19 protein-coding genes are annotated in these 18,345 nt (G+C 49.7%); 10 read left to right on the plus strand and 9 right to left on the minus strand.

The genetic code is table 11. The features are described 5' to 3' along the window. The first annotated feature begins 17 nt into the window (after positions 1-17). On the plus strand, positions 18-1,202 hold the full coding sequence (locus tag LQ777_RS21060) for an acyltransferase family protein (RefSeq protein ID WP_232559908.1): 1,185 nt from the start codon (positions 18-20) through the stop codon (positions 1,200-1,202). Between the two features lie 139 nt (positions 1,203-1,341). Here the strand turns inward: LQ777_RS21060 and LQ777_RS21065 are convergent, their stop codons facing one another. After that, positions 1,342-2,856, minus strand: a complete 1,515-nt coding sequence (locus tag LQ777_RS21065) for an amidase (protein ID WP_232559909.1) — start codon at positions 2,854-2,856, stop codon at positions 1,342-1,344. 11 nt (positions 2,857-2,867) lie between these two features. Further along, positions 2,868-4,433, minus strand: a complete 1,566-nt coding sequence (locus LQ777_RS21070) for a M61 family metallopeptidase (RefSeq protein ID WP_232559910.1) — start codon at positions 4,431-4,433, stop codon at positions 2,868-2,870. Positions 4,434-4,573: 140 nt separating this feature from the next. Between LQ777_RS21070 and rpmH the strand changes: the two genes are divergently transcribed. The 7 genes from rpmH to LQ777_RS21105 all read left to right on the plus strand — a co-directional run bounded on the left by rpmH (position 4,574) and on the right by LQ777_RS21105 (position 10,694). After that, positions 4,574-4,741 carry a 50S ribosomal protein L34 gene (rpmH, locus tag LQ777_RS21075; protein WP_162385660.1) on the plus strand — a complete coding sequence of 56 codons (168 nt, stop codon included), beginning with the start codon at positions 4,574-4,576 and terminating at the stop codon, positions 4,739-4,741. A gap of 78 nt (positions 4,742-4,819) precedes the next feature. Beyond that, positions 4,820-5,212: a ribonuclease P protein component gene (gene rnpA, locus LQ777_RS21080; protein ID WP_232559911.1), complete on the plus strand. Its 393-nt coding sequence runs from the start codon at positions 4,820-4,822 to the stop codon at positions 5,210-5,212. Between the two features lie 130 nt (positions 5,213-5,342). Then, positions 5,343-6,998: a S41 family peptidase gene (locus LQ777_RS21085; RefSeq protein WP_232559912.1), complete on the plus strand. Its 1,656-nt coding sequence runs from the start codon at positions 5,343-5,345 to the stop codon at positions 6,996-6,998. 81 nt (positions 6,999-7,079) lie between these two features. Continuing rightward, entirely contained in the window at positions 7,080-7,769 is a 690-nt protein-coding gene (gene tsaB / locus LQ777_RS21090; protein WP_232559913.1) for a tRNA (adenosine(37)-N6)-threonylcarbamoyltransferase complex dimerization subunit type 1 TsaB, read from the plus strand. Between the two features lie 110 nt (positions 7,770-7,879). Next, entirely contained in the window at positions 7,880-8,656 is a 777-nt protein-coding gene (locus LQ777_RS21095; RefSeq protein ID WP_232559914.1) for a type III pantothenate kinase, read from the plus strand. A 353-nt stretch (positions 8,657-9,009) separates the two neighbouring features. Beyond that, positions 9,010-9,672: a hypothetical protein gene (locus LQ777_RS21100; RefSeq protein WP_232559915.1), complete on the plus strand. Its 663-nt coding sequence runs from the start codon at positions 9,010-9,012 to the stop codon at positions 9,670-9,672. A 341-nt stretch (positions 9,673-10,013) separates the two neighbouring features. After that, a complete protein-coding gene (locus LQ777_RS21105; RefSeq protein ID WP_232559916.1) occupies positions 10,014-10,694 on the plus strand; it encodes a hypothetical protein in 681 nt (226 codons plus the stop codon). 6 nt (positions 10,695-10,700) lie between these two features. Here LQ777_RS21105 and LQ777_RS21110 read toward each other — a convergent pair whose 3' ends face one another. The 4 genes from LQ777_RS21110 to LQ777_RS21125 all read right to left on the minus strand — a co-directional run bounded on the left by LQ777_RS21110 (position 10,701) and on the right by LQ777_RS21125 (position 13,815). After that, entirely contained in the window at positions 10,701-10,895 is a 195-nt protein-coding gene (locus tag LQ777_RS21110) for a type II toxin-antitoxin system antitoxin (protein WP_232559917.1), read from the minus strand. Positions 10,896-10,963: 68 nt separating this feature from the next. Then, entirely contained in the window at positions 10,964-11,827 is an 864-nt protein-coding gene (locus LQ777_RS21115; RefSeq protein ID WP_232559918.1) for an SPFH domain-containing protein, read from the minus strand. Between the two features lie 205 nt (positions 11,828-12,032). After that, the gene (locus LQ777_RS21120; RefSeq protein WP_232559919.1) at positions 12,033-12,836 is read right to left on the minus strand and encodes an MBL fold metallo-hydrolase; all 804 of its coding nucleotides are present in this window, start codon (positions 12,834-12,836) and stop codon (positions 12,033-12,035) included. A 148-nt stretch (positions 12,837-12,984) separates the two neighbouring features. Beyond that, positions 12,985-13,815: an alpha/beta hydrolase gene (locus LQ777_RS21125; protein WP_232559920.1), complete on the minus strand. Its 831-nt coding sequence runs from the start codon at positions 13,813-13,815 to the stop codon at positions 12,985-12,987. A gap of 232 nt (positions 13,816-14,047) precedes the next feature. Between LQ777_RS21125 and lysS the strand changes: the two genes are divergently transcribed. Continuing rightward, on the plus strand, positions 14,048-15,817 hold the full coding sequence (gene lysS / locus LQ777_RS21130; RefSeq protein WP_232559921.1) for a lysine--tRNA ligase: 1,770 nt from the start codon (positions 14,048-14,050) through the stop codon (positions 15,815-15,817). Between the two features lie 77 nt (positions 15,818-15,894). Here the strand turns inward: lysS and LQ777_RS21135 are convergent, their stop codons facing one another. Next, positions 15,895-16,101 carry a cold-shock protein gene (locus LQ777_RS21135; protein ID WP_232559922.1) on the minus strand — a complete coding sequence of 69 codons (207 nt, stop codon included), beginning with the start codon at positions 16,099-16,101 and terminating at the stop codon, positions 15,895-15,897. Positions 16,102-16,449: 348 nt separating this feature from the next. Between LQ777_RS21135 and LQ777_RS21140 the strand changes: the two genes are divergently transcribed. Continuing rightward, the gene (locus LQ777_RS21140; protein ID WP_232559923.1) at positions 16,450-16,671 is read left to right on the plus strand and encodes a PspC domain-containing protein; all 222 of its coding nucleotides are present in this window, start codon (positions 16,450-16,452) and stop codon (positions 16,669-16,671) included. Here LQ777_RS21140 and LQ777_RS21145 read toward each other — a convergent pair. Then, positions 16,666-17,697, minus strand: coding sequence for a glycosyltransferase family 2 protein (locus LQ777_RS21145; protein WP_232559924.1), 1,032 nt, complete (start codon positions 17,695-17,697; stop codon positions 16,666-16,668). The genes LQ777_RS21140 and LQ777_RS21145 overlap by 6 nt on opposite strands. A gap of 74 nt (positions 17,698-17,771) precedes the next feature. Then, positions 17,772-18,101: a YbaB/EbfC family nucleoid-associated protein gene (locus tag LQ777_RS21150; protein ID WP_232559925.1), complete on the minus strand. Its 330-nt coding sequence runs from the start codon at positions 18,099-18,101 to the stop codon at positions 17,772-17,774. Positions 18,102-18,345: the final 244 nt, after the last annotated feature.

The following is an 18,345-nucleotide window of genomic DNA, read 5'->3' on the forward strand; positions in this document are numbered from 1 at the left end:
GAACCGAATTAGTTACTATGTCGGCTACCAATCCTTCTGCCGTCTATTTTCGTGGTTTTAACGGAGTTCGTTTTCTGGCAGCCTCGTCGGTGGTGTTCCATCATATCGAGCAATTTAAAACGATCTTCGGCTATACCGATACATTTACCAAGACTGACGAACACCCGGTTGTTTACCAGGCCGGGCGTTTGGGTGTTGCTTTGTTTTTCGTGCTGAGCGGCTTTCTGATCACGTATTTATTACTGGCAGAAAAGCAGTCGTCGGGTCGGATTCATATCAAAAACTTCTATATCCGACGTGTACTGCGGATATGGCCGCTTTATTTCTGGGTTATCGGATTAAGCTTTTTTGTCTTTCCGCATATTCCCGCGCTGCATATCCCCGGTATCTCCGAATATGCCTACGACCATTTCTGGCCTAAACTGGCCCTCTTCGGTATCGTCATGCCCAACATTGCCCTGACGCTATACCACGAAATGCCACTTTGCTCGCATACCTGGTCCATCGGGGTCGAAGAACAGTTTTACCTCATCTGGCCGTGGCTGATCGGTAGTCTGCGTCCGCGCCGGACCTTGTTGGTTTTGGCCAGCATCGCTCTTGTTCTGGCAGGTGGCTTTTTCTGGTTGCGGTACGGTCCCGGCTTGACGGCTCCGCAGGCGGGTACAACGATGTTGCTGATTTCCGATTTTCTGGCTCACTTCCGCATCGGCACGATGGCTATCGGTGGTATTGGTGCGTATCTGGTTTTCAAGAAACATCCGATTCTGAATTTCCTGTATCAGAAACCCGTCCAATGGCTGGTGTATGCGGTGCTGGCAACCATGCTGGCGATGGGCGTTCGGATTCCCGGATTAAACTACGAAGGTTACGCGCTGTTCTTTGTCTTTCTGCTGATGAACCTGGCCGCGAACCCAAATTCGGTGATCAACCTCGAAAACCGGCTTTGCAACTTTATGGGTAAGATTTCGTACGGGCTGTACATGTACCATCCTATCGCGATTGTCCTGTGCCTGTACGTTATCCGGCAGTTTATGCCGTACAGCTTCGGTTTCTCCGTCCTACTTTACGTGACCAGCTACGCCTTGACAACGTTGGTAGCCTGGCTCTCGTACGAGTATTTCGAGAAACAGTTCCTAAAGCTGAAAGACCGTTTTGCTCCCGGTGACAAACCCGTTGTCAAGCCACAAACGGCACGCGTTTAGCCCCTATCGTCACTTGCTAGTTTGATCAAATCATAGCGGTATAGCATAGCCCCGGTTGTGGTGGTGTCGGTTTTGAGAAACCGACACCACAGTATGTGGGTGAGCCCCCACCGACTTCAACTCGATCCACAGTATTCTCTTAAATCGCGGGGCGTTTGTTGAACCAGGGTCGGGCTTGCTCCAACTGACCCGCTAATCGAAACAAGGTTGCTTCGTCGCCGAGTTTGGCGGCAAACATGACGCCGATGGGCAGACCGTCAGGCGACCAGTGTAACGGTATAGACATGGACGGCTGCCCGGTCATGTTCGTGATTACCGTAAAGGAAATATATCCCAGCGACCGCTCAGCCAAATCATCCACGGTTTTGCTCCCGTTCAGGTATTTCAACGCACCCAATGAATCGACTAGTTTGAGCAGCCGTTGTTCCGAAGCCGTGTTCTGAAACGTGCCGATCGTAATGGGTGGTCGTGGCAGCGTTGGCGTCAGGAACAAATCATAGGTTTCGTGCAGCTTACCCATGCTTCTATTTAGGGAATTCCAGCGCCGTTTCTGAAAAGCAACATCGGCCGCTGAGAACCCTTCGGCTAGCCGGGCCTGTGCCCACGTGTTCAACTCGACATCGTCGCGCCGGACAGGACGACCCAGAAAATGACCCAGTTCGCGCAAAGTAGCCGCCGTTTCGCTCAATACGTTGACAAAAAAAGCTTCGGTCACGATTGTTTTCTCGTAGGGCAACGGCACCTCCTCTACCGTGTGGCCCAGACTTTCCAGCAGCCGAGCCGTTTCCCGGACCGCTTTTACACATTCGGGATCAACGGGCTGCGACTCGATAAGGGTTTGCGTTGAAAAGGCAATACGGAGCTTGCCCGGTTCCCGGCCTACTTCTTCCGTAAAGGGGCGTTCGGGCGGAGCAATACCGTACGGGTCACCGGCGAGTGGTCCGGCAACCACGTCCAGCAGTCCGGCGCTATCCCGGACGCTACGAGTTACAGCATGACCTGCTACTGCGCCATTCCACAACTCCCCGAAGCGAGGTCCAAGCGTGACCCGCCCCCGCGAAGGTTTCAGCCCAAACAAACCACAGCATGCAGCCGGAATCCGAATCGAGCCACCTCCATCCGAAGCCGTAGCCGCCGGTACAATGCCAGCGGCTACGGCTGCAGCCGAACCACCACTCGATCCACCCGGCGAATGCGTCAGCTTCCACGGATTTTTTGCCGGACCGTACAGTTTTGATTCGGTGTAGGGAGTCAGACCAAACTCCGGTGTATTCGTTTTTCCAAAAAAGACCAGACCCGAGGCTTTCAGGCGTCGAACTGCTTCGCTGTCGATGGCCGAAACATAAGTCTGGTACCCCCGACAGCCCATTTTCATGGATGTTCCTGCCCAGTCAAACTCTAAGTCTTTCAACAAAAAAGGTACACCCCGAAAAGGCCCGGACTCGGGTAAGTGGGAAGCCATTTCACGCCCTTTCTCGTACAAAGGCGTTACGATAGCGTTGAGTTGCGAATTAACCGCTTCGGCGCGGGCAATGGCCGTTTGAAGCAATTCGGTGGGTGTGACATCGCCGTTTCGAACGAGTTCGGCCAAAGCCGTTGCATCGCGTTGAACGTACTCGTCGAAGGAAAGCGCCTGCGTCGATGAGGTCTGCATGGTCTGGTTGATTACGCTTGTTTCGCAATAACATCGTCACCCGGCCCTTCTGATAGCATATCCCCCGACGATGGCGCGGTCAACCAACCATTGAACCAGCGGTCGCGCTGCTGTCGGGCCGTTGCGTCGTTGAGTTCCAGCAAACGAATTCCCCCGATGGTATCGGGCGTGGATTCTTCGTACAGAACCGTTAAGCCTACCCAGGCCAGGTATTCGTTTAGTTTTGTTTCAAGCGGCTGATTGCCGAAAATACACAAGTCGTAGTACCAATCCAGTGATTCGCCCGCCACGGTTTCGGTAATGGTTCGGTAATCATCCAGCGTATAGCCGACGAACGGCTTGCCGAACTGCTGCCACATCATCCGCATCACATCGTCCAGCGAACGGGCATGATCGGTCCGCTGGCGAATGTGCAGATCCAGAATCAAAGCCGCAATGGCTCCTTTGTGATAAACCGACACTTTACGGTCCGGTACGCCTTTGTCGTAGCCATCCAGCCATAAATCCCACGAGGACTCGACCAGTGACTGAAACGCCCGTCCGTTCGCTTCGAAGTGGCGTTTGAACAGAACCTGCAATTCTTTGAGGTACGCTTCATCGTTGAAAACGCCCGACTGCCGGAGCATCAGATCGCCGTAGTAAGTCGTGACCCCTTCGGCCACAAAGCAGGTGGGAAAGTAATTTTCTTTCGTAAAATCGTAGGGTAACAGCTCGGTAGGCCGAATCCGAATGATGTTCCAGGCATGAAACAACTCGTGCGAAGATACCCCCAGCAGATCAACGTACAAGCCTTCGCCTTCGTCGTTCGGGCCGAGCACCAATACCGTTGAATTGCGGTGTTCAACACCATGATAATAGGGCACTGGTAATACCAACGTCAGGAAATGGTACTCCTGTTCGGGAAATTCACCGTACAGCGCCAATTGCTTTTCCGAGAAGCGGCTGAAATCGTCTATAATCCGTTCGGCATCGAACGTGTAGTCGCCATCGCTCCGCCGACCGCCCTGAATCCAGACATGAAACGAAACGCCATTGACTTCGTACTGAACGTGCTGTATAACAGGGGCAGCGATTAGGGGACAGTCTACCAATGCGTAAAAATCCGCTGCACGAAGCGTCTTTTCGTCGACCTGCGTTAGTCCACAAGCAATTGTCCAGCCGTCGGGAATCGCCAGTTCAAGCGTACAAGGCTCATCAATGCGCCCCTCCGCGTACAAACAAAGATTGACGGGGTTGACGTACAACAGCGAATCGCTTATAAAACTGCTGCCCGCGTTGAGCAAGTTAGGCGTCGATAACAGCGAATAGTAGTTGTACCGTATGGTCAGTTCTGTAGCTCCATTTGTATGGACCAACCAGCGGTCTTTGGTCGTTTTCCGAAACGGTAACGGCTGCCCGGTCTTATCAACAATCTCAAACCGCTGAATATTTTTGGCAAATTGCTGCAATTCGTATCGTCCGGGTCGCCAGGCAGGCAGTTGCAACTCCACTTCAGACTGGTTCTGGATTCCGGTTAGATGAGCGTCAACGGCAATATAATGAGGCAAAATTGGATCAGCAGACAAACGATAATGCATAGGCGCGAGCAGAAAGGGTGACTGAGTAACTAACTCGCTTAAAGATAAAACGTTTTTCAGAAAAGGGGCTTGGTAAACTGCGTCTATTCTCCTATCTTTGCGGACTCATTTGGAAAACAAGGGTTTTAGGAAGATATATCATGAAAAGAACGTACCAACCATCGAACCGGAAGCGGAAAAACAAGCACGGCTTCCGCGAGCGGATGTCAACCGCTAATGGCCGCAAAGTGTTGGCCGCACGCCGGGCCAAAGGCCGTCACAAACTGACCGTTTCGGACGAGAAAAAAGGCGAACGCTTTAAGATCTAATCGTTTTACTTAGCTGTTATTTGGTTTTCAGTTCGTAGTGCTACAACCGCTCGGATTCCTGAAAACTACGAACGTTTTATGCAGCAAACCTTTACCAAATCGGAGCGGCTTTGCAGCAAAAAAATATTGGGTGAACTGTTTAAGAAAGGTAGTGCGACCAGCGCCCAGACGGCGCGGACGTTCTACCTTTTTCCGTTTCGGATGCTTTATCTGCCACACCCCGAACCCCATAACCAAGACGGGCCTCTCCTGCCCGCCATTGTCATTACGGTAAGCAAACGAAACTTCAAACGCGCTGTTGACCGCAACCTCATCCGTCGGCGCGTTCGCGAAGCGTACCGCCTGAACAAGCACCTTATTCCCTCTGGTCAGTCCTCTCCTGCCTACATTGCGTTTCTCTATACCGCCAAACAGATTATTTCGTTTGAAGAAATAGAAAAAGGTATGAAATTAGCTCTGAAAAAAATGTAATTTCGGTAGTTACTCCGTTGTAGTACGTACGCGGGCACTTTGTCCAAATCAGACTTACCTATTCCTTTACCTATTAGGTACTTATTTTTCAGACTCACGGCTTGAACCGGCTCTGTATTGCCAACTAGTTATGAAAAAACACTGGAAAACCCTTGCTCTGGCCGGTGCGCTGGCCGGAAGTGTGTCGCTGGTAGCGATGAAAACCGACGACCGGTTCTTTGAGATCGCCCGCAACCTCGACATCTACGCAACCTTGTTCAAAGAACTGAACATGTATTACGTTGATGAAATAAATCCGAATCGAATGGTGAAAACCAGCATCGACGGTATGCTGAAAGCCCTCGATCCGTACACCAACTTTTTTGCCGAAGACGAAATCGAGGATTACATGACCATGACCACCGGCCGGTACAATGGCATTGGCGCTCTGATCGGTCAGCGGCAAAACAAAAGTATCGTGCTGATGGTGTACGAAGGCACCCCCGCCGAAAAAGCGGGCCTTCAAATCGGCGATGAGATTCTGAAAATTGACGGCATCAGCATCGCCAATCGGAAAGACGCCGATCCGGGCAAACTGCTCAAAGGACAAAACAACACGAGCGTCAAACTAACGATTCAGCGTTACGGTCAGAAAGCGCCACAAGACCTGACCGTCAACCGCGACGTGGTAAAAATGACGAACGTGCCTTACTACGGCATGATCTCGGAAGACGTTGGCTACATCGACCTGAAGGATTTTACGGCTACGGCTTCGCGTGAAGTCCGGACGGCGTTTCAGGAACTGAAAGGCAAAGGCATGAAAAAGCTCGTGCTCGACGTACGCGAGAATCCGGGCGGGTTACTGAATATGGCGATCGACATCTGCAATATTTTCATTCCGAAAGATTCAGAGGTGGTAACGACCAAAGGAAAAGTAACGGAGTGGAACAAGACGTATACCGCGCTCAACCCACCGCTCGACCTTGAGGTTCCGATCATTGTACTGACCAACAGCCGCAGTGCATCGGCCGCTGAAATTGTATCGGGTGTCATTCAGGACTACGACCGGGGCGTATTGGTTGGTCAGCGCACTTATGGCAAAGGCTTGGTGCAGACCACCCGCGAGTTGTCGTTCAACACCAAACTCAAGATCACGACCGCCAAATATTATATTCCGAGTGGTCGCTGCATTCAGGCCATCGATTACAGCCATCGCAACCCCGACGGCAGCGTTGGTAAAATCCCGGATTCGCTCAAAACCGCGTTTAAAACCAAAGCCGGACGTGTGGTGTACGATGGCGGGGGTGTCTTACCCGATGTCGTAGTCGAAGCGCAGACGCCGACGCCCATCGCGCTTAGTTTGACCAACAAAGGGCTGATCTTCGATTATGCCGTTAAATACCGGCACGAGCATCCGAGCATCAAACCCGCCCGCGAGTTTCACCTGACCGACGCCGAGTACGCAGACTTTGTGAAGTGGGCCAGCGACAAAGAGTACGATTACACCACGCAGGTCGAGAAAGACCTTGGTACGCTCGAAGCATCGGCCAAAAAAGAAAAATATTTCGATCAGATTCAGGACCAGCTGAAAGCGTTGAAAACAAAGGTGTCGCACAGCAAAGATGCAGATATGATGACGTTCAAAACCGAACTCCGGACGTTGCTGGAACAGGAAATTGCGGGTCATTACTACCTTCAGAAAGGGCTGAAAGAAGCGTCGTTTGCTACCGATCCTGAACTCAAGGCCGCCCTTGCGCTCTTTAAAGATATGAGTCGTTACACGGCAACGCTGAAAGGAACCAAATAACCGTATCCGGATTACCGGCGTGATGCTAGTTGACAATTGATTCTGGTCAGTTGTCAGCTAGCATTCATCATTTATCATTCTATGCTTATTTTATCGCTTGATACATCGACAGCAGCCTGTAGCGTTGCTTTGCACAAAGACGGCACGTTGCTAGGCTGTTACGAACTATTCACCGAACGTACGTCGGCGGCCATGCTGACAACGCTGATCGACAATGTGGTAGCACAGGCCGGGTTTAGTTTATCGCAGCTCGATGGGGTAGCGGTGGCGAAAGGTCCCGGCTCCTATACTGGGTTACGCATTGGCGTCTCAACCGCCAAAGGACTTTGCTTCGCACTCGACAAACCCCTGTTGGCAATTAACACGTTAGCGGGCATGGGCGAACAGTTGCGTGCGTACTATTCAAGCGATTACCTACTTTGCCCGATGATTGATGCGCGTCGGATGGAAGTGTATTGCGCGCTGTTTTCGACCTCAGGACAGGAAGTAGCACCAACCTCGGCGCACATCATTGATGAACAGTCGTTTCAGGATTGGCTAACCAAAAGTCCGGTTGTGTTTTTTGGCGACGGGGCCGCTAAATGCCAGGCACTGCTCGGTCAAAATTCAAACGCCTTCTTTCCTGAAGAACTTGTTGTTCCGTCGGCCCGAACAATCGGGAAACTAGCCACAGAAGCGTTTGCAGCCGGATCATTCGAAGATATCAATACGTTCGAACCTTTCTACCTGAAAGACTTCATGACAACGCAGCCCAAAAAAGCGGTTCTCTAAGCCTATGGTTTTTCAGATTACAGCAAGGTTGATTCTATTCGAAGCAACCTTGCTGTAATCTGAGGTTTTTCTCCTTATTTCGCCCCGACAACCGTCCCCTTTCCGCTCTCGTGCAGATTATCGTTGACATTGGCAATACCGACGCTGTCTTCGGACTTTATAACCAAACACATTGGCAACACATCTGGCGAACCCCCGCCCGGCACGACGAGTCAGCGGAATCGTATGAGGCTCGGCTGCGGCTGTGGTTGCTCGAAGCCAATCTTCCATTGAGTAGCGTCCACCTTACGGTTCTTAGTAGCGTTGTACCTACGCTGACGCCCACGATGCGATCAATGCTAGGCGAACTGTTTGGCTTCGAACCGATTGTGGTGGGTCCGGGCATCTACCCGTTGCTCCCCCTCGAAATTCTGAGGCCGCACGAAATTGGTGCCGATCTGGTAGCGAATGCCCTGGCAGCTTACACACGTTACCAACGAAATTGCGTTGTTGTTGACTTTGGTACAGCGCTGACCTTCACAACCGTTTCGGGCGAAGGAAAAATTATTGGGGTTGCTATTGCGCCGGGGCTCAAGACAGCCATTCGTTCGTTGTTTGCCAATACGGCACAGCTACCGGAAGTTCCTATTGAAGTACCCGAATCGGCGCTGGGTACGAGTACGACCCATGCTATCCAGGCGGGTGTTGTCTTGGGTTACGAGGGTCTCGTTCGTTCGCTTTTAGACCGTATTCGTGCGGAGTTGGATGGTGACTGCCTGGCGGTTGCCACGGGGGGGCTATCGGGTCGAATTCCTTCTTTGCGAGATGCCTTTACCGATATTGTGCCGTCATTAACCCTCGATGGCGTTCGTCTAATTGGTGAAACGGTGACCGAATCTACTAAGTAGTATTATAACCATCATAAGGAAACCAACGAGGCAGTGGTCACAATCGCTGCCTTGTTGGTTTTTGGCTTTCAAATGCCAAAAACCCCCACACCGCTTCCAATTTTTTTTGTTACGTCGCAGATTTTCAAATTCTGGCAAATAACCGCATATCCTTCTGATTTATAGACGTTAATCTATATAAAATTCAACAATAGTTCAGAGATTTAAAATATCTTCTACATATAAATATTCAATTTAATAGCAAATAAGTACCATTACATAAGTACTATCAGTAAACCACCGCCCACACATGCATTTTCAGGTTCACTAGCCATTAGGTAAGCACACATAATTCGGATCTGAAAGCAGTGAACATGAAAAAATATATCCTCCTGGCGATCGTTTGGCTCATTGCTGTAGAGACCCAAGCTACCGCTAAAAACACGTGGAATCGTGGTGAACTATCGCTCATCAATGGTACGGTTTTAACAGGCGATCTAAGCTATAACTGGCGCGCCGAGATTGTGCAGTATCGGGACGGAAATACCATAAAGGCATTCTCTGCTTTACAGGTGCGCGAATTCAAATACTTTGACGTTGACCAGAACACGCTACGCAAATTCATTGTGGCCGATCAACCTGATAAGTCAAGTCGTCATCGCTTATTTCTGGAAGAGTTTGGTGTTGGGTCGATGATGATTTACCGGCAGCTCCGTCATGCCCGCGATCCAATCCACATTGGCAATCCGATGAATACCTCCATCGATGACAAATCGCCCAAAAGCCTTGATCGCTACGTTTATTACATTTACGAAGGCGATCAAATGACTAGTTTGACTGATTTTAACACCGAGCTATGGCCACGCATGAAGGCAGAGTTTGACGATGAACTTACTCATTACTCGGCAACGATACAGGCCAATTTTTCCAGCACTTTAACCCGCTTACTACTCATTGCTCAGTATAATCAATTGAAGGCCCGCGCTAACCAGTTGACTATCTCCCATTCTGATTTGCAGCCAACTAGCCTCGACTAATTTTTCGACATATAGTACAAAAAAAGCACCTTACAGATAGGTGCTTTTTTTGTACTATTTTAAGCTTAAGAAGCCCGGCTAAAAAAATACGGGGCCACACGATAAATGGCTAGCCCTGAATCGATTTAAGCAAAAAACTAAATAATCCAATAAGGTCCTTTTTTTCGTCTGTCAATTCTATTCTGTCTACGCATAGTGTAAAAGGCAGGAATAGGACAATTTTAGCGCTGACAACTAGATACTTACCGCTTGGTTAACTTACCAGAAGAGTTCACCCGTTTCCAGCTTAAAAATAAGCATGAGAACCGACAAGTCTTTTGTTCAATTAGCCAACAGCGGTTATGAAAAACGTATACTCATTTGCAGTAATAGTACTTATTGTCTTTTTCTCTTCAGGGACTGTTGTCTCAGCTCGACCAGATGCTGTTTGGCGTAAAGGACAATTAACACTTATCAGTAAAGTCGTGCTTGATGGCGATTTGTCCTACAACTGGTCTACCGAAGTAGTTTCCCTACGTCAGGTCGATGGCCGCGTTCGGGCGTTTTCGGCGCATCAGGTTCAAAAGTTTAGCTGGTTTGATTACGACGAGCATAAACAGCGTACTTTCCTTGCCTTGTCAGCAGCACTCAGCAATCAACCCGAACCCGCTTTTTTTGAAGTTTGTACGGATGGTGCCTTGTCGGTAGTTCGTCGGCTGCGTCGTCCGCATGGTTTGTTTAAGCATGCATTTAGCCATCCGGCTTATTATCACGATCAACCCACCCTCGCCCAGAATTTCGACCATTTTGATTACTTTGTGTACGATGCTGGCCGTCTGCGGGAGTTCAGTAAATTTTATATAGACATCTACGAGCCACTTATGACCACATACCAGCAGGAATTACGGACTTACACAACGACTCGCAACATCAATGAACGTTCCCTGCTTGGTCGGCTGGTACTCGTAGATCGTTACAACTATTTGGTACAGCAAGACCCCAAAACAGCCTCAGCCAGAGAAAGACAGTACGTAGAGGAATAAGCTGCGTTAGTTATCCGTAGACGCTTCGGGCTCGTCTTTAGTACTATCTTTCGACCGTTTTTTTCGTTTCCGAAGCGCATCATTTAGCAGGAATTCAATCTGTCCATTCACGCTCCGGAATTCCTCCTGGGCCCAGCCCTCCAGCTCCTTCAGGGTTTCGGGATGAATTCGCAACACGAAAGCTTTTTTTTCTACAGCCATAAAAGCAAGCGGTTCAGCAGCGGAAGCCAATCAGAGACTGGCTTCCGCTGCTGACTATTTTTTCTCATCTAGGCGTATAACGTCCCTGCGTTTACCACGGGGCTTACTGATTTTTCACCGCACAATACAACGAGCAGGTTGCTCACCATGGCGGCTTTACGCTCTTCATCCAGCTCAACCACCCCTTTTTCTGCCAACCGGGTCAACGCCATCTCGACCATACCAACCGCTCCTTCGACAATCTGTTTCCGGGCGGAGACGACCGCTGTAGCCTGCTGCCGTTGAAGCATGGCTCCCGCAATTTCGGGCGCATAAGCGAGGTGACTGATGCGCGCTTCCATTACCCACACCCCCGCCTGATTCAGTCGCTCATCCAACTCCTGTTCCAGAAATTTATTGATCTGACCGGTATTGTCGCGCAGCGTCACCGTCTCGTGCTCGTCTTCAATGTTGTCGTAGGCGTGTGAACTAGCCAAAAACCGGACAGCCGCTTCGGATTGAACCTGAACAAAATTCACGTAATTATCAACGTCAAACAAAGCTCTGGCTGTATCGGACACCTGCCAGACGACTACAGCCGCAATTTCGATGGGGTTCCCCATCTTATCGTTTACTTTCAGGGTTTGTCCGTTCAGGTTGCGCGCCCGTAAACTGATCTTGCGTTTACTGTATAGTGGATTTACCCATTGCAAACCTGTTTTCTTGATTGTCCCGACATAATCGCCGAAGAAAGTAGCCGCCAGCCCTTCGTTCGGATAAATGATGATAATTCCTTTCAGAATAAAAAAGCCAACGATTACCAGCACAATCGACGGAAGGGGGCCATACTCCCTTCCCACCAGGTAAAGCAGAAGTCCAGCCAGGGCCAGACATAACAAACCGATTAACAAAAACAGATAACCAGACGCAGACGTAAGCTTTTTCTCTTGCATAATTGTAAGCAATAAGGTCAGGAAGTGATATCATTTTGATAACATAATAGTAGCACCTCTGTTCTTAACGACCAGTAGTTTTTGTACGAACGGCTGGGATCAAGGATGAGCTTCTCTTAATGACATACAACTAAAGAGTCCGGGTAGAAGCATAGCCTGTATGCTTCTACCCGGACTTTCGCCGTTTTTTCGGAATGTATGCTTTTTAATTCTGTACGTCCAGCACCTGAAGCGTTTGGCGCGTAACCCCAATCCGATACACGGGGGTTTCCTTATAGCGAGAGGCAATAATAAACTGGGTGTCTAGCATATGCGGAGCAAACAGATCGTGTAACAACTGCGGGTTGTTGTTATCTTTCGACAAATGCGCCATCAAGACATGGCTCATAAAAGCGGGCTTGTGCGCTTTAAAAAGATCCAGCGCCTGTTGATTCGATAAATGGCCTTTGTCGCCCCGCACTCGATGCTTGAGGTAGTACGGATAACTGCCCCGCTCCAGCAAGTCATCGTCGTAGTTCGCTTCCAGGAACGCAGCGTGGCATTGACTAAAATGACGAATAACGTGTTCGCAGGGCGCGCCGATATCGGTAAATACCCCAACCTTGGTGTCCTGGTAGGCAATCAAAAAGCTGTGCGGGTCCGAAGCGTCATGCTGCTTGGGAAAGGCCGTAATACAGAGTTCGCCAATCCAGACGGGTTCGTATCCGCGCAAGGGCTTGACCGGAAACGACTGTACGGGTAATCGTGCGCTGGTTAATGTACCGGATGTAATAAAAACGGGTAGCTGGTATTTCTTAGCCAGCTGGGCAATGCCGCGAATATGATCCGAATGCTCGTGGGAGACAAAAATAGCTTTTACCGTTTCCATCGACAGACCCAATCGCTCCATCCGGCGTTCGGTCTCCCGGCACGAGATACCAGCGTCAATCAAAACAGCCTCCTGCTCGTTGCCAACGTAGTAGCAGTTGCCGTTGCTACCTGAATTTAAGGAGGTAATAAACAATTCCATATGAATGCAAGGTAACGACTTTTCAGAAATTGATTTCCGTACAATAGCCGTTGCGTAAAGCTTATTGAACAGCCGGTTTAATCAGGCGCACAACGCCATTAATGAACCAGCCCTTTCTCATTCCAGACTAACAGTCTATGGCTAATGACTAGTTCGTTTTGGGTCGATCGAAATACTGTCGCATAAACAGCAGCTGGTACTGAACAGCGTTGTTCCAATAGGGCCAGTTGTGACCACCAGGCCGGGCAATGTAATCGTGAGGAATATTCCGTTCAAGTAGCTTATCGTGCAGGTTGTTGTTGACCCGGAAAAAGAAATCTTCGGTGCCACAGTCAATAATCAGCGCTAGTGCATTGGGTGTTAGCAAATGAAGCAGGTTGATAACCGTATTTTGCTCCCAGCGCTCCGGAAACTGGGCGTACGTTCCCAGCCGCTTCGCCATGTCCCAGTTATTCGGAAAAGGCCGGATGTCTACGCCACCACTCATACTGCCCGCAGCGCCAAAAACATCCTGATGCCGAAAGGCGAGATAAAGCGCTCCGTGCCCCCCCATACTCAAGCCCGTAATGGCCCGACCCGACCGATTCCGGATCGTTTTATAATGACTATCCACCCACTTCACCAATTCATCGGCGACGTAGGTTTCGTATTTGAACGAAGGGTCAGCTGGGCTGTCGAGGTACCAGCTGCCGAAATTACCGTCGGGACACACGATAATCACATGGTGCAGATCAGCCGCATTTTGCATGGCGGGCGCTTTTTTGGCCCAGTCGCTGTAATTTCCGCTGTAGCCATGCAACAAGTACACCACCGGCAATTCTTTATCACTGGCGTAGGTATTGGGCGTCATGACAACCGCCTTGATCGATTTCTTCATCGAAGCGCTGTACGTCTCCACCGTATCTATTTTGGCCGCGCAAGCCAGCTGTTTTCCTACTACTAAAAATCCGAAGGTCAATAAAATACGCAGGTAAAGCATTCAAGTAAGGTTTATAAACGAGGAGCTAAGTTAGGTCAGCGCGCATTATAGTTCATATTCGTAAGGCTTTAAAAGTTCGACAAGTGCTTACCGTTATTTTAAGAAAGGAATTGAAATAAGGGCAAAAGCTACTATTCGATCTTATGTCTGTAAACGCCAATCCTTTTCACTATTTTTGCGCCCTAAAATACTGGTTCGTTCATTAAATTGACCGACCGACTCATTGATAATCATGCTACTGAGCGAACAAGAGATAAACCGCCGACAAAAACGCGAAGAACTGATGCGGATGGGCATCGACCCCTATCCCGCTGAACTATTCGACGTAACAGCGACCATTGCTGATATTCGGTCCGCTTTCCAGACCGGTCCTGAAACCGAAGTAACCCCCGAAATGGACCTCTCCGGCGACGAACGCTGGGGAAATGTCCAACTAGCTGGACGATTGATGGGCTTCCGTATTATGGGTAGCGCATCCTTTGCCGAGATTCAGGATTCGACCGGACGGCTTCAATTCTATTTCCGGCGCGACGACCTTTGCCCGGACGACGATAAAACGCTGTACAACACGGTATTTAAAAAACTGCTCGACATCGGCGACATCATCGGCGTACGGGGGCACGTTTTCTCGACCAAAACCGGTGAGTTGTCCGTATACGTGAAGGAATTCAAGGTACTCAACAAAGCGCTGAGACCTTTGCCGGTTGTCAAGGAAGTGGTGAACGAGAAAGGCGAAAAAGAAGTCTACGATGCCTTTACCGACCCCGAACAACGCTACCGCCAGCGGTACGTAGACCTGATCGTGAATCCGCAAGTGCGCGATGTTTTCGTGAAGCGCACGAAACTGGTCAATTCCATCCGTCAGTTTCTAAGCCAGCGGGGCTATCTGGAAGTCGAAACCCCTATTCTTCAGCCAATTCACGGTGGCGCAACGGCCCGCCCGTTCCGTACGCATCACAACACGCTCGACATGACGCTGTACATGCGGATTGCTAACGAGTTGTACCTGAAACGGCTCATCGTTGGTGGCTACGACGGTGTTTTCGAGTTTGCGAAAGATTTCCGGAACGAAGGTATGGACCGTACTCACAATCCGGAATTTACGCAGGTTGAATTCTACGTCGCCTACAAAGATTACCTGTGGATGATGGATACCATCGAAGAGATGGTTGAAAAAGTAGCACTGGACGTTGCTGGTACGACGAAAGTAACGGTGGGCGAAAATGTTATCGATTTCAAACGTCCCTGGAAACGCCTGACCATGTTCGAAGCCATTCAGGAATACACCGGCGTCGATGTGTCGGCAATGGAAGAGGATGAACTCCGGCAAGTAGCCGAAAGTCGCGGCATCAAAGTGGACAGCACGATGGGTAAATCGAAGCTGATCGACGAGTTGTTCGGTGAAGCCTGCGAGCCAAACATGATCCAGCCGACGTTCATTACCGACTATCCGGTCGAAATGTCTCCGCTTACCAAAAAGCACCGCAGCAAACCGGGTCTGGTAGAGCGTTTCGAAGCCATCTGTAATGGTAAAGAGATTGCGAATGCGTATTCGGAGCTAAACGACCCGCTCGATCAACGCGAGCGTTTTGAAGAACAACTTCGGCTGGCCGAGCGCGGTGATGAGGAAGCGATGGCGCTGGACGAGGATTTTCTGCGCGCCCTTGAATATGGTATGCCACCAACGGCGGGCGTCGGTTTGGGTATCGACCGTCTGACGATGATCATGACCAACCAGCCTTCCATTCAGGATGTGCTGTTTTTCCCGCAGATGCGCCCCGAGAAAAAACTTGAACAATCTGACGAAAGCGAATTTGTAGCAGCTGGGGTTCCGGCGGAGTGGGTTCCAGCCGTTCAAAAGCTTGGCTTCCTTACAGTTGAGCAACTCCGTACGGCCAATCCAAACAAACTTTTCAACGACCTGGGTGGCGTACGCAAAAAGCTTAAGATGGAAGTACCGATGCCCGCCATCGCTGACGTGCGCAGCTGGACGGGCCAATAGACGGCCGGATCAACCAATTGAAAAACCCCACTTGGACGTCAAGTGGGGTTTGTTATTTTGTGGTCAGACGTAGCGATTTAGTACTCTGACTCTAATTTTTTCACTTTCACAGCGTTGAGGCCTTTTTTGCCATCAACAACTTCAAATTGAACCCGATCCTTTTCACGGATGGTGATACCGTTCAGACCAGTGATGTGGACGAAGATGTCCCGATTGGAATCGTCCTCAACGATAAACCCGTAACCTTTGCTTTCGTTGAAAAACTTTACTACACCTGTTTGCATAAAACTAACAAAAATTAAACTAATTAAACATACAAAGGGAAAAAGTAACAAAGGACGCGAAACAGGTACCAAAGCATACATCAGGCAGAACACTTGGCTGAAACTCAACGGTCTTTGTTGACAATAACGGGACATTAGTTAAAAGATAACTACTGCCCCCGCTACAACACAAAGTAAATAAATTTGTTCCAAATCCAATGCAAATGCGCGCTTTTTTTAGGTAGTTCTACGATCTTTATTGCGCTTTTCTGTGTAAACGGCAAACATTGTATAGCTTTTGTTTGTTAGCTTTGTTCGATCAGTGATACGGGAAAATCGTAACAAGGCACATACGTTACTAGAAGAAGTATGGATAAGCTCAGGTATTTCGTCGAAAAGCAGGCGTTTGGCGTTTGCACGTTACTGGGAGAGAAGATGAACATCTCGGCCAGCAGCATCCGGCTGTACTTTATCTACACCTCATTTCTGACCCTGGGGTCACCCGTCGTTTTGTATCTTATCCTGGCTTTCTGGATGGAGATGAGTAAGCACCTGCGCCGACACGCTCACCCGACCATCTGGGAGTTATAAGTCACGCAGTTCTCTAAACGTCTTCTTCCCTTTTACGAAGTATTGCCAGACAATACTATACGGGTACAACGCAACAGCCTGTTTCTGTTGTTGTCGTAAGGCTTTACGCTGGCGTCGTAAATAAGGCAAGTGACCGTAAAAGGCAAAATGCGCCCGTATGATGGCCTGCACGTCGCGCCACTGACCAACTTTCAGAAAAAGCAAGGACGATACGCCGTCCAGCACCAGCCGCAACAGGATTTTACCCCACAACCAGCCATCGGCGGGCCAGTTCTTGTACAGCATAAACAAGCTGTTCCGGTAGTTAAGATACGTTTTGTGCGGATTCGACTTGGGTAGTGTGCCCCCTCCAACGTGGTAGACCGTCGATTGCCCGCAGGCCCACACCTCGTACCCCAGCCGTTGCAGCCGCCAGCACAGATCAATCTCTTCCATGTGGGCGAAAAAGGTAGTATCGAAGCCACCAGCCTGGTGAAACAAGTCGGCCCGAACAAACAGACATGCCCCCGTTGCCCAAAACACTTGTTGATTATCGTTGTACTGCCCTTGGTCGGTTTCAAACGTGGCAAAGACACGCCCCCGGCAAAAGACATAGCCAAGCTTGTCAACGAATCCACCCGCTGCACCTGCATGCTCGAACGTATCCCGCTGGCTGTACGACAGGATTTTGGGTTGACAGGCGGCAATCTTCGGGTTGGATTCTAGCAACGACAACACCGGCGCAATCCAGCCGGGCGTCACTTCAATATCAGAGTTGGGTAGAACGTAGTAGTGAGCCCCGCCGTGATGGGTTCGGATGTATTCCAGCGCCATGTTATACCCACCGGCATAGCCACCGTTGTGGGCTAACTCAATGAGCCGAACAGCAGGAAAATTATCCTGAACGAATGCGACGGAACCGTCTGTCGAAGCACTGTCGGCCACGTAAACCGGATGACCTTCGGCGTATGCGAGCACCGTCGGCAGAAACTTGGCGAGGAACGATTGACCGTTATAATTTAAAATAACAATTGCGAGGGTATCCACGGAACTCGTTTGTGGTTTGTCGTTCGTAGCTGCGTGATAGACCAACTACGAACGACAAATTTACAAACACTTTCCTACATTAAGCCGTCCAAATTGAGGCCCGGAATATTTGGCAACAACCCTTCGGTAGCCTGACGCAGGTGCTCCCGCGCTTTGGTTTCTATATTACTCATCGCTTTATTGGTGGCGGCAACGATCAGATCCTGCAACATTTCCCGATCTTCCGGTTTGATCAGATCAGGATCAATGTCAATTGTCAGAATATGTTTCAGACCATTAACCGTCACTTTAACCAGGCCCGCTCCCGACTCGCCGGTTTCCGTAACGTTACTAAGCGTCTGTTGCGCGTCCTGCATCCGGGATTGAACTTCCTTCATTTTCCCGAACATGTCCATCATGTTCATACTGTATCTTTTTATATCTTTTGATCGGCTGTAAAGCTAGCGTTTAAACGACTCTGGCAAAAATAGGCTATCAGGCCTATCTCCTATTACCGCAATCGGGTCGTGTTTGTTTTCGTAGCACGCCGATCTCACCAAATACAGGGCAAAAAGCGTTAAAACACGAGCGACCATCCTTACCTGCTCACCTATTTCGAATACTGTTTACGACTTATAGCCAGGACAGTATCGTTCCGTATAGCGGTAG

Source organism: Spirosoma oryzicola (assembly GCF_021233055.1).
GTDB lineage: Bacteria > Bacteroidota > Bacteroidia > Cytophagales > Spirosomataceae > Spirosoma > Spirosoma oryzicola.

Excerpts from the sequence above, each read along its gene's own strand:
- LQ777_RS21140 (WP_232559923.1), top strand. The coding sequence starts at position 16,450 with ATGGATAAGCTCAGGTATTTCGTCGAAAAGCAGGCGTTTGGCGTTTGC.
- LQ777_RS21150 (WP_232559925.1), bottom strand. The coding sequence starts at position 18,101 with ATGAACATGATGGACATGTTCGGGAAAATGAAGGAAGTTCAATCCCGG.
- LQ777_RS21110 (WP_232559917.1), bottom strand. The coding sequence starts at position 10,895 with ATGGCTGTAGAAAAAAAAGCTTTCGTGTTGCGAATTCATCCCGAAACC.
- rnpA (WP_232559911.1), top strand. The coding sequence starts at position 4,820 with ATGCAGCAAACCTTTACCAAATCGGAGCGGCTTTGCAGCAAAAAAATA.
- LQ777_RS21070 (WP_232559910.1), bottom strand. The coding sequence starts at position 4,433 with ATGCATTATCGTTTGTCTGCTGATCCAATTTTGCCTCATTATATTGCC.
- LQ777_RS21120 (WP_232559919.1), bottom strand. The coding sequence starts at position 12,836 with ATGGAATTGTTTATTACCTCCTTAAATTCAGGTAGCAACGGCAACTGC.
- LQ777_RS21125 (WP_232559920.1), bottom strand. The coding sequence starts at position 13,815 with ATGCTTTACCTGCGTATTTTATTGACCTTCGGATTTTTAGTAGTAGGA.
- LQ777_RS21105 (WP_232559916.1), top strand. The coding sequence starts at position 10,014 with ATGAAAAACGTATACTCATTTGCAGTAATAGTACTTATTGTCTTTTTC.
- LQ777_RS21085 (WP_232559912.1), top strand. The coding sequence starts at position 5,343 with ATGAAAAAACACTGGAAAACCCTTGCTCTGGCCGGTGCGCTGGCCGGA.
- LQ777_RS21100 (WP_232559915.1), top strand. The coding sequence starts at position 9,010 with ATGAAAAAATATATCCTCCTGGCGATCGTTTGGCTCATTGCTGTAGAG.
- LQ777_RS21060 (WP_232559908.1), top strand. The coding sequence starts at position 18 with ATGTCGGCTACCAATCCTTCTGCCGTCTATTTTCGTGGTTTTAACGGA.
- tsaB (WP_232559913.1), top strand. The coding sequence starts at position 7,080 with ATGCTTATTTTATCGCTTGATACATCGACAGCAGCCTGTAGCGTTGCT.
- LQ777_RS21135 (WP_232559922.1), bottom strand. The coding sequence starts at position 16,101 with ATGCAAACAGGTGTAGTAAAGTTTTTCAACGAAAGCAAAGGTTACGGG.
- lysS (WP_232559921.1), top strand. The coding sequence starts at position 14,048 with ATGCTACTGAGCGAACAAGAGATAAACCGCCGACAAAAACGCGAAGAA.
- LQ777_RS21115 (WP_232559918.1), bottom strand. The coding sequence starts at position 11,827 with ATGCAAGAGAAAAAGCTTACGTCTGCGTCTGGTTATCTGTTTTTGTTA.
- rpmH (WP_162385660.1), top strand. The coding sequence starts at position 4,574 with ATGAAAAGAACGTACCAACCATCGAACCGGAAGCGGAAAAACAAGCAC.
- LQ777_RS21065 (WP_232559909.1), bottom strand. The coding sequence starts at position 2,856 with ATGCAGACCTCATCGACGCAGGCGCTTTCCTTCGACGAGTACGTTCAA.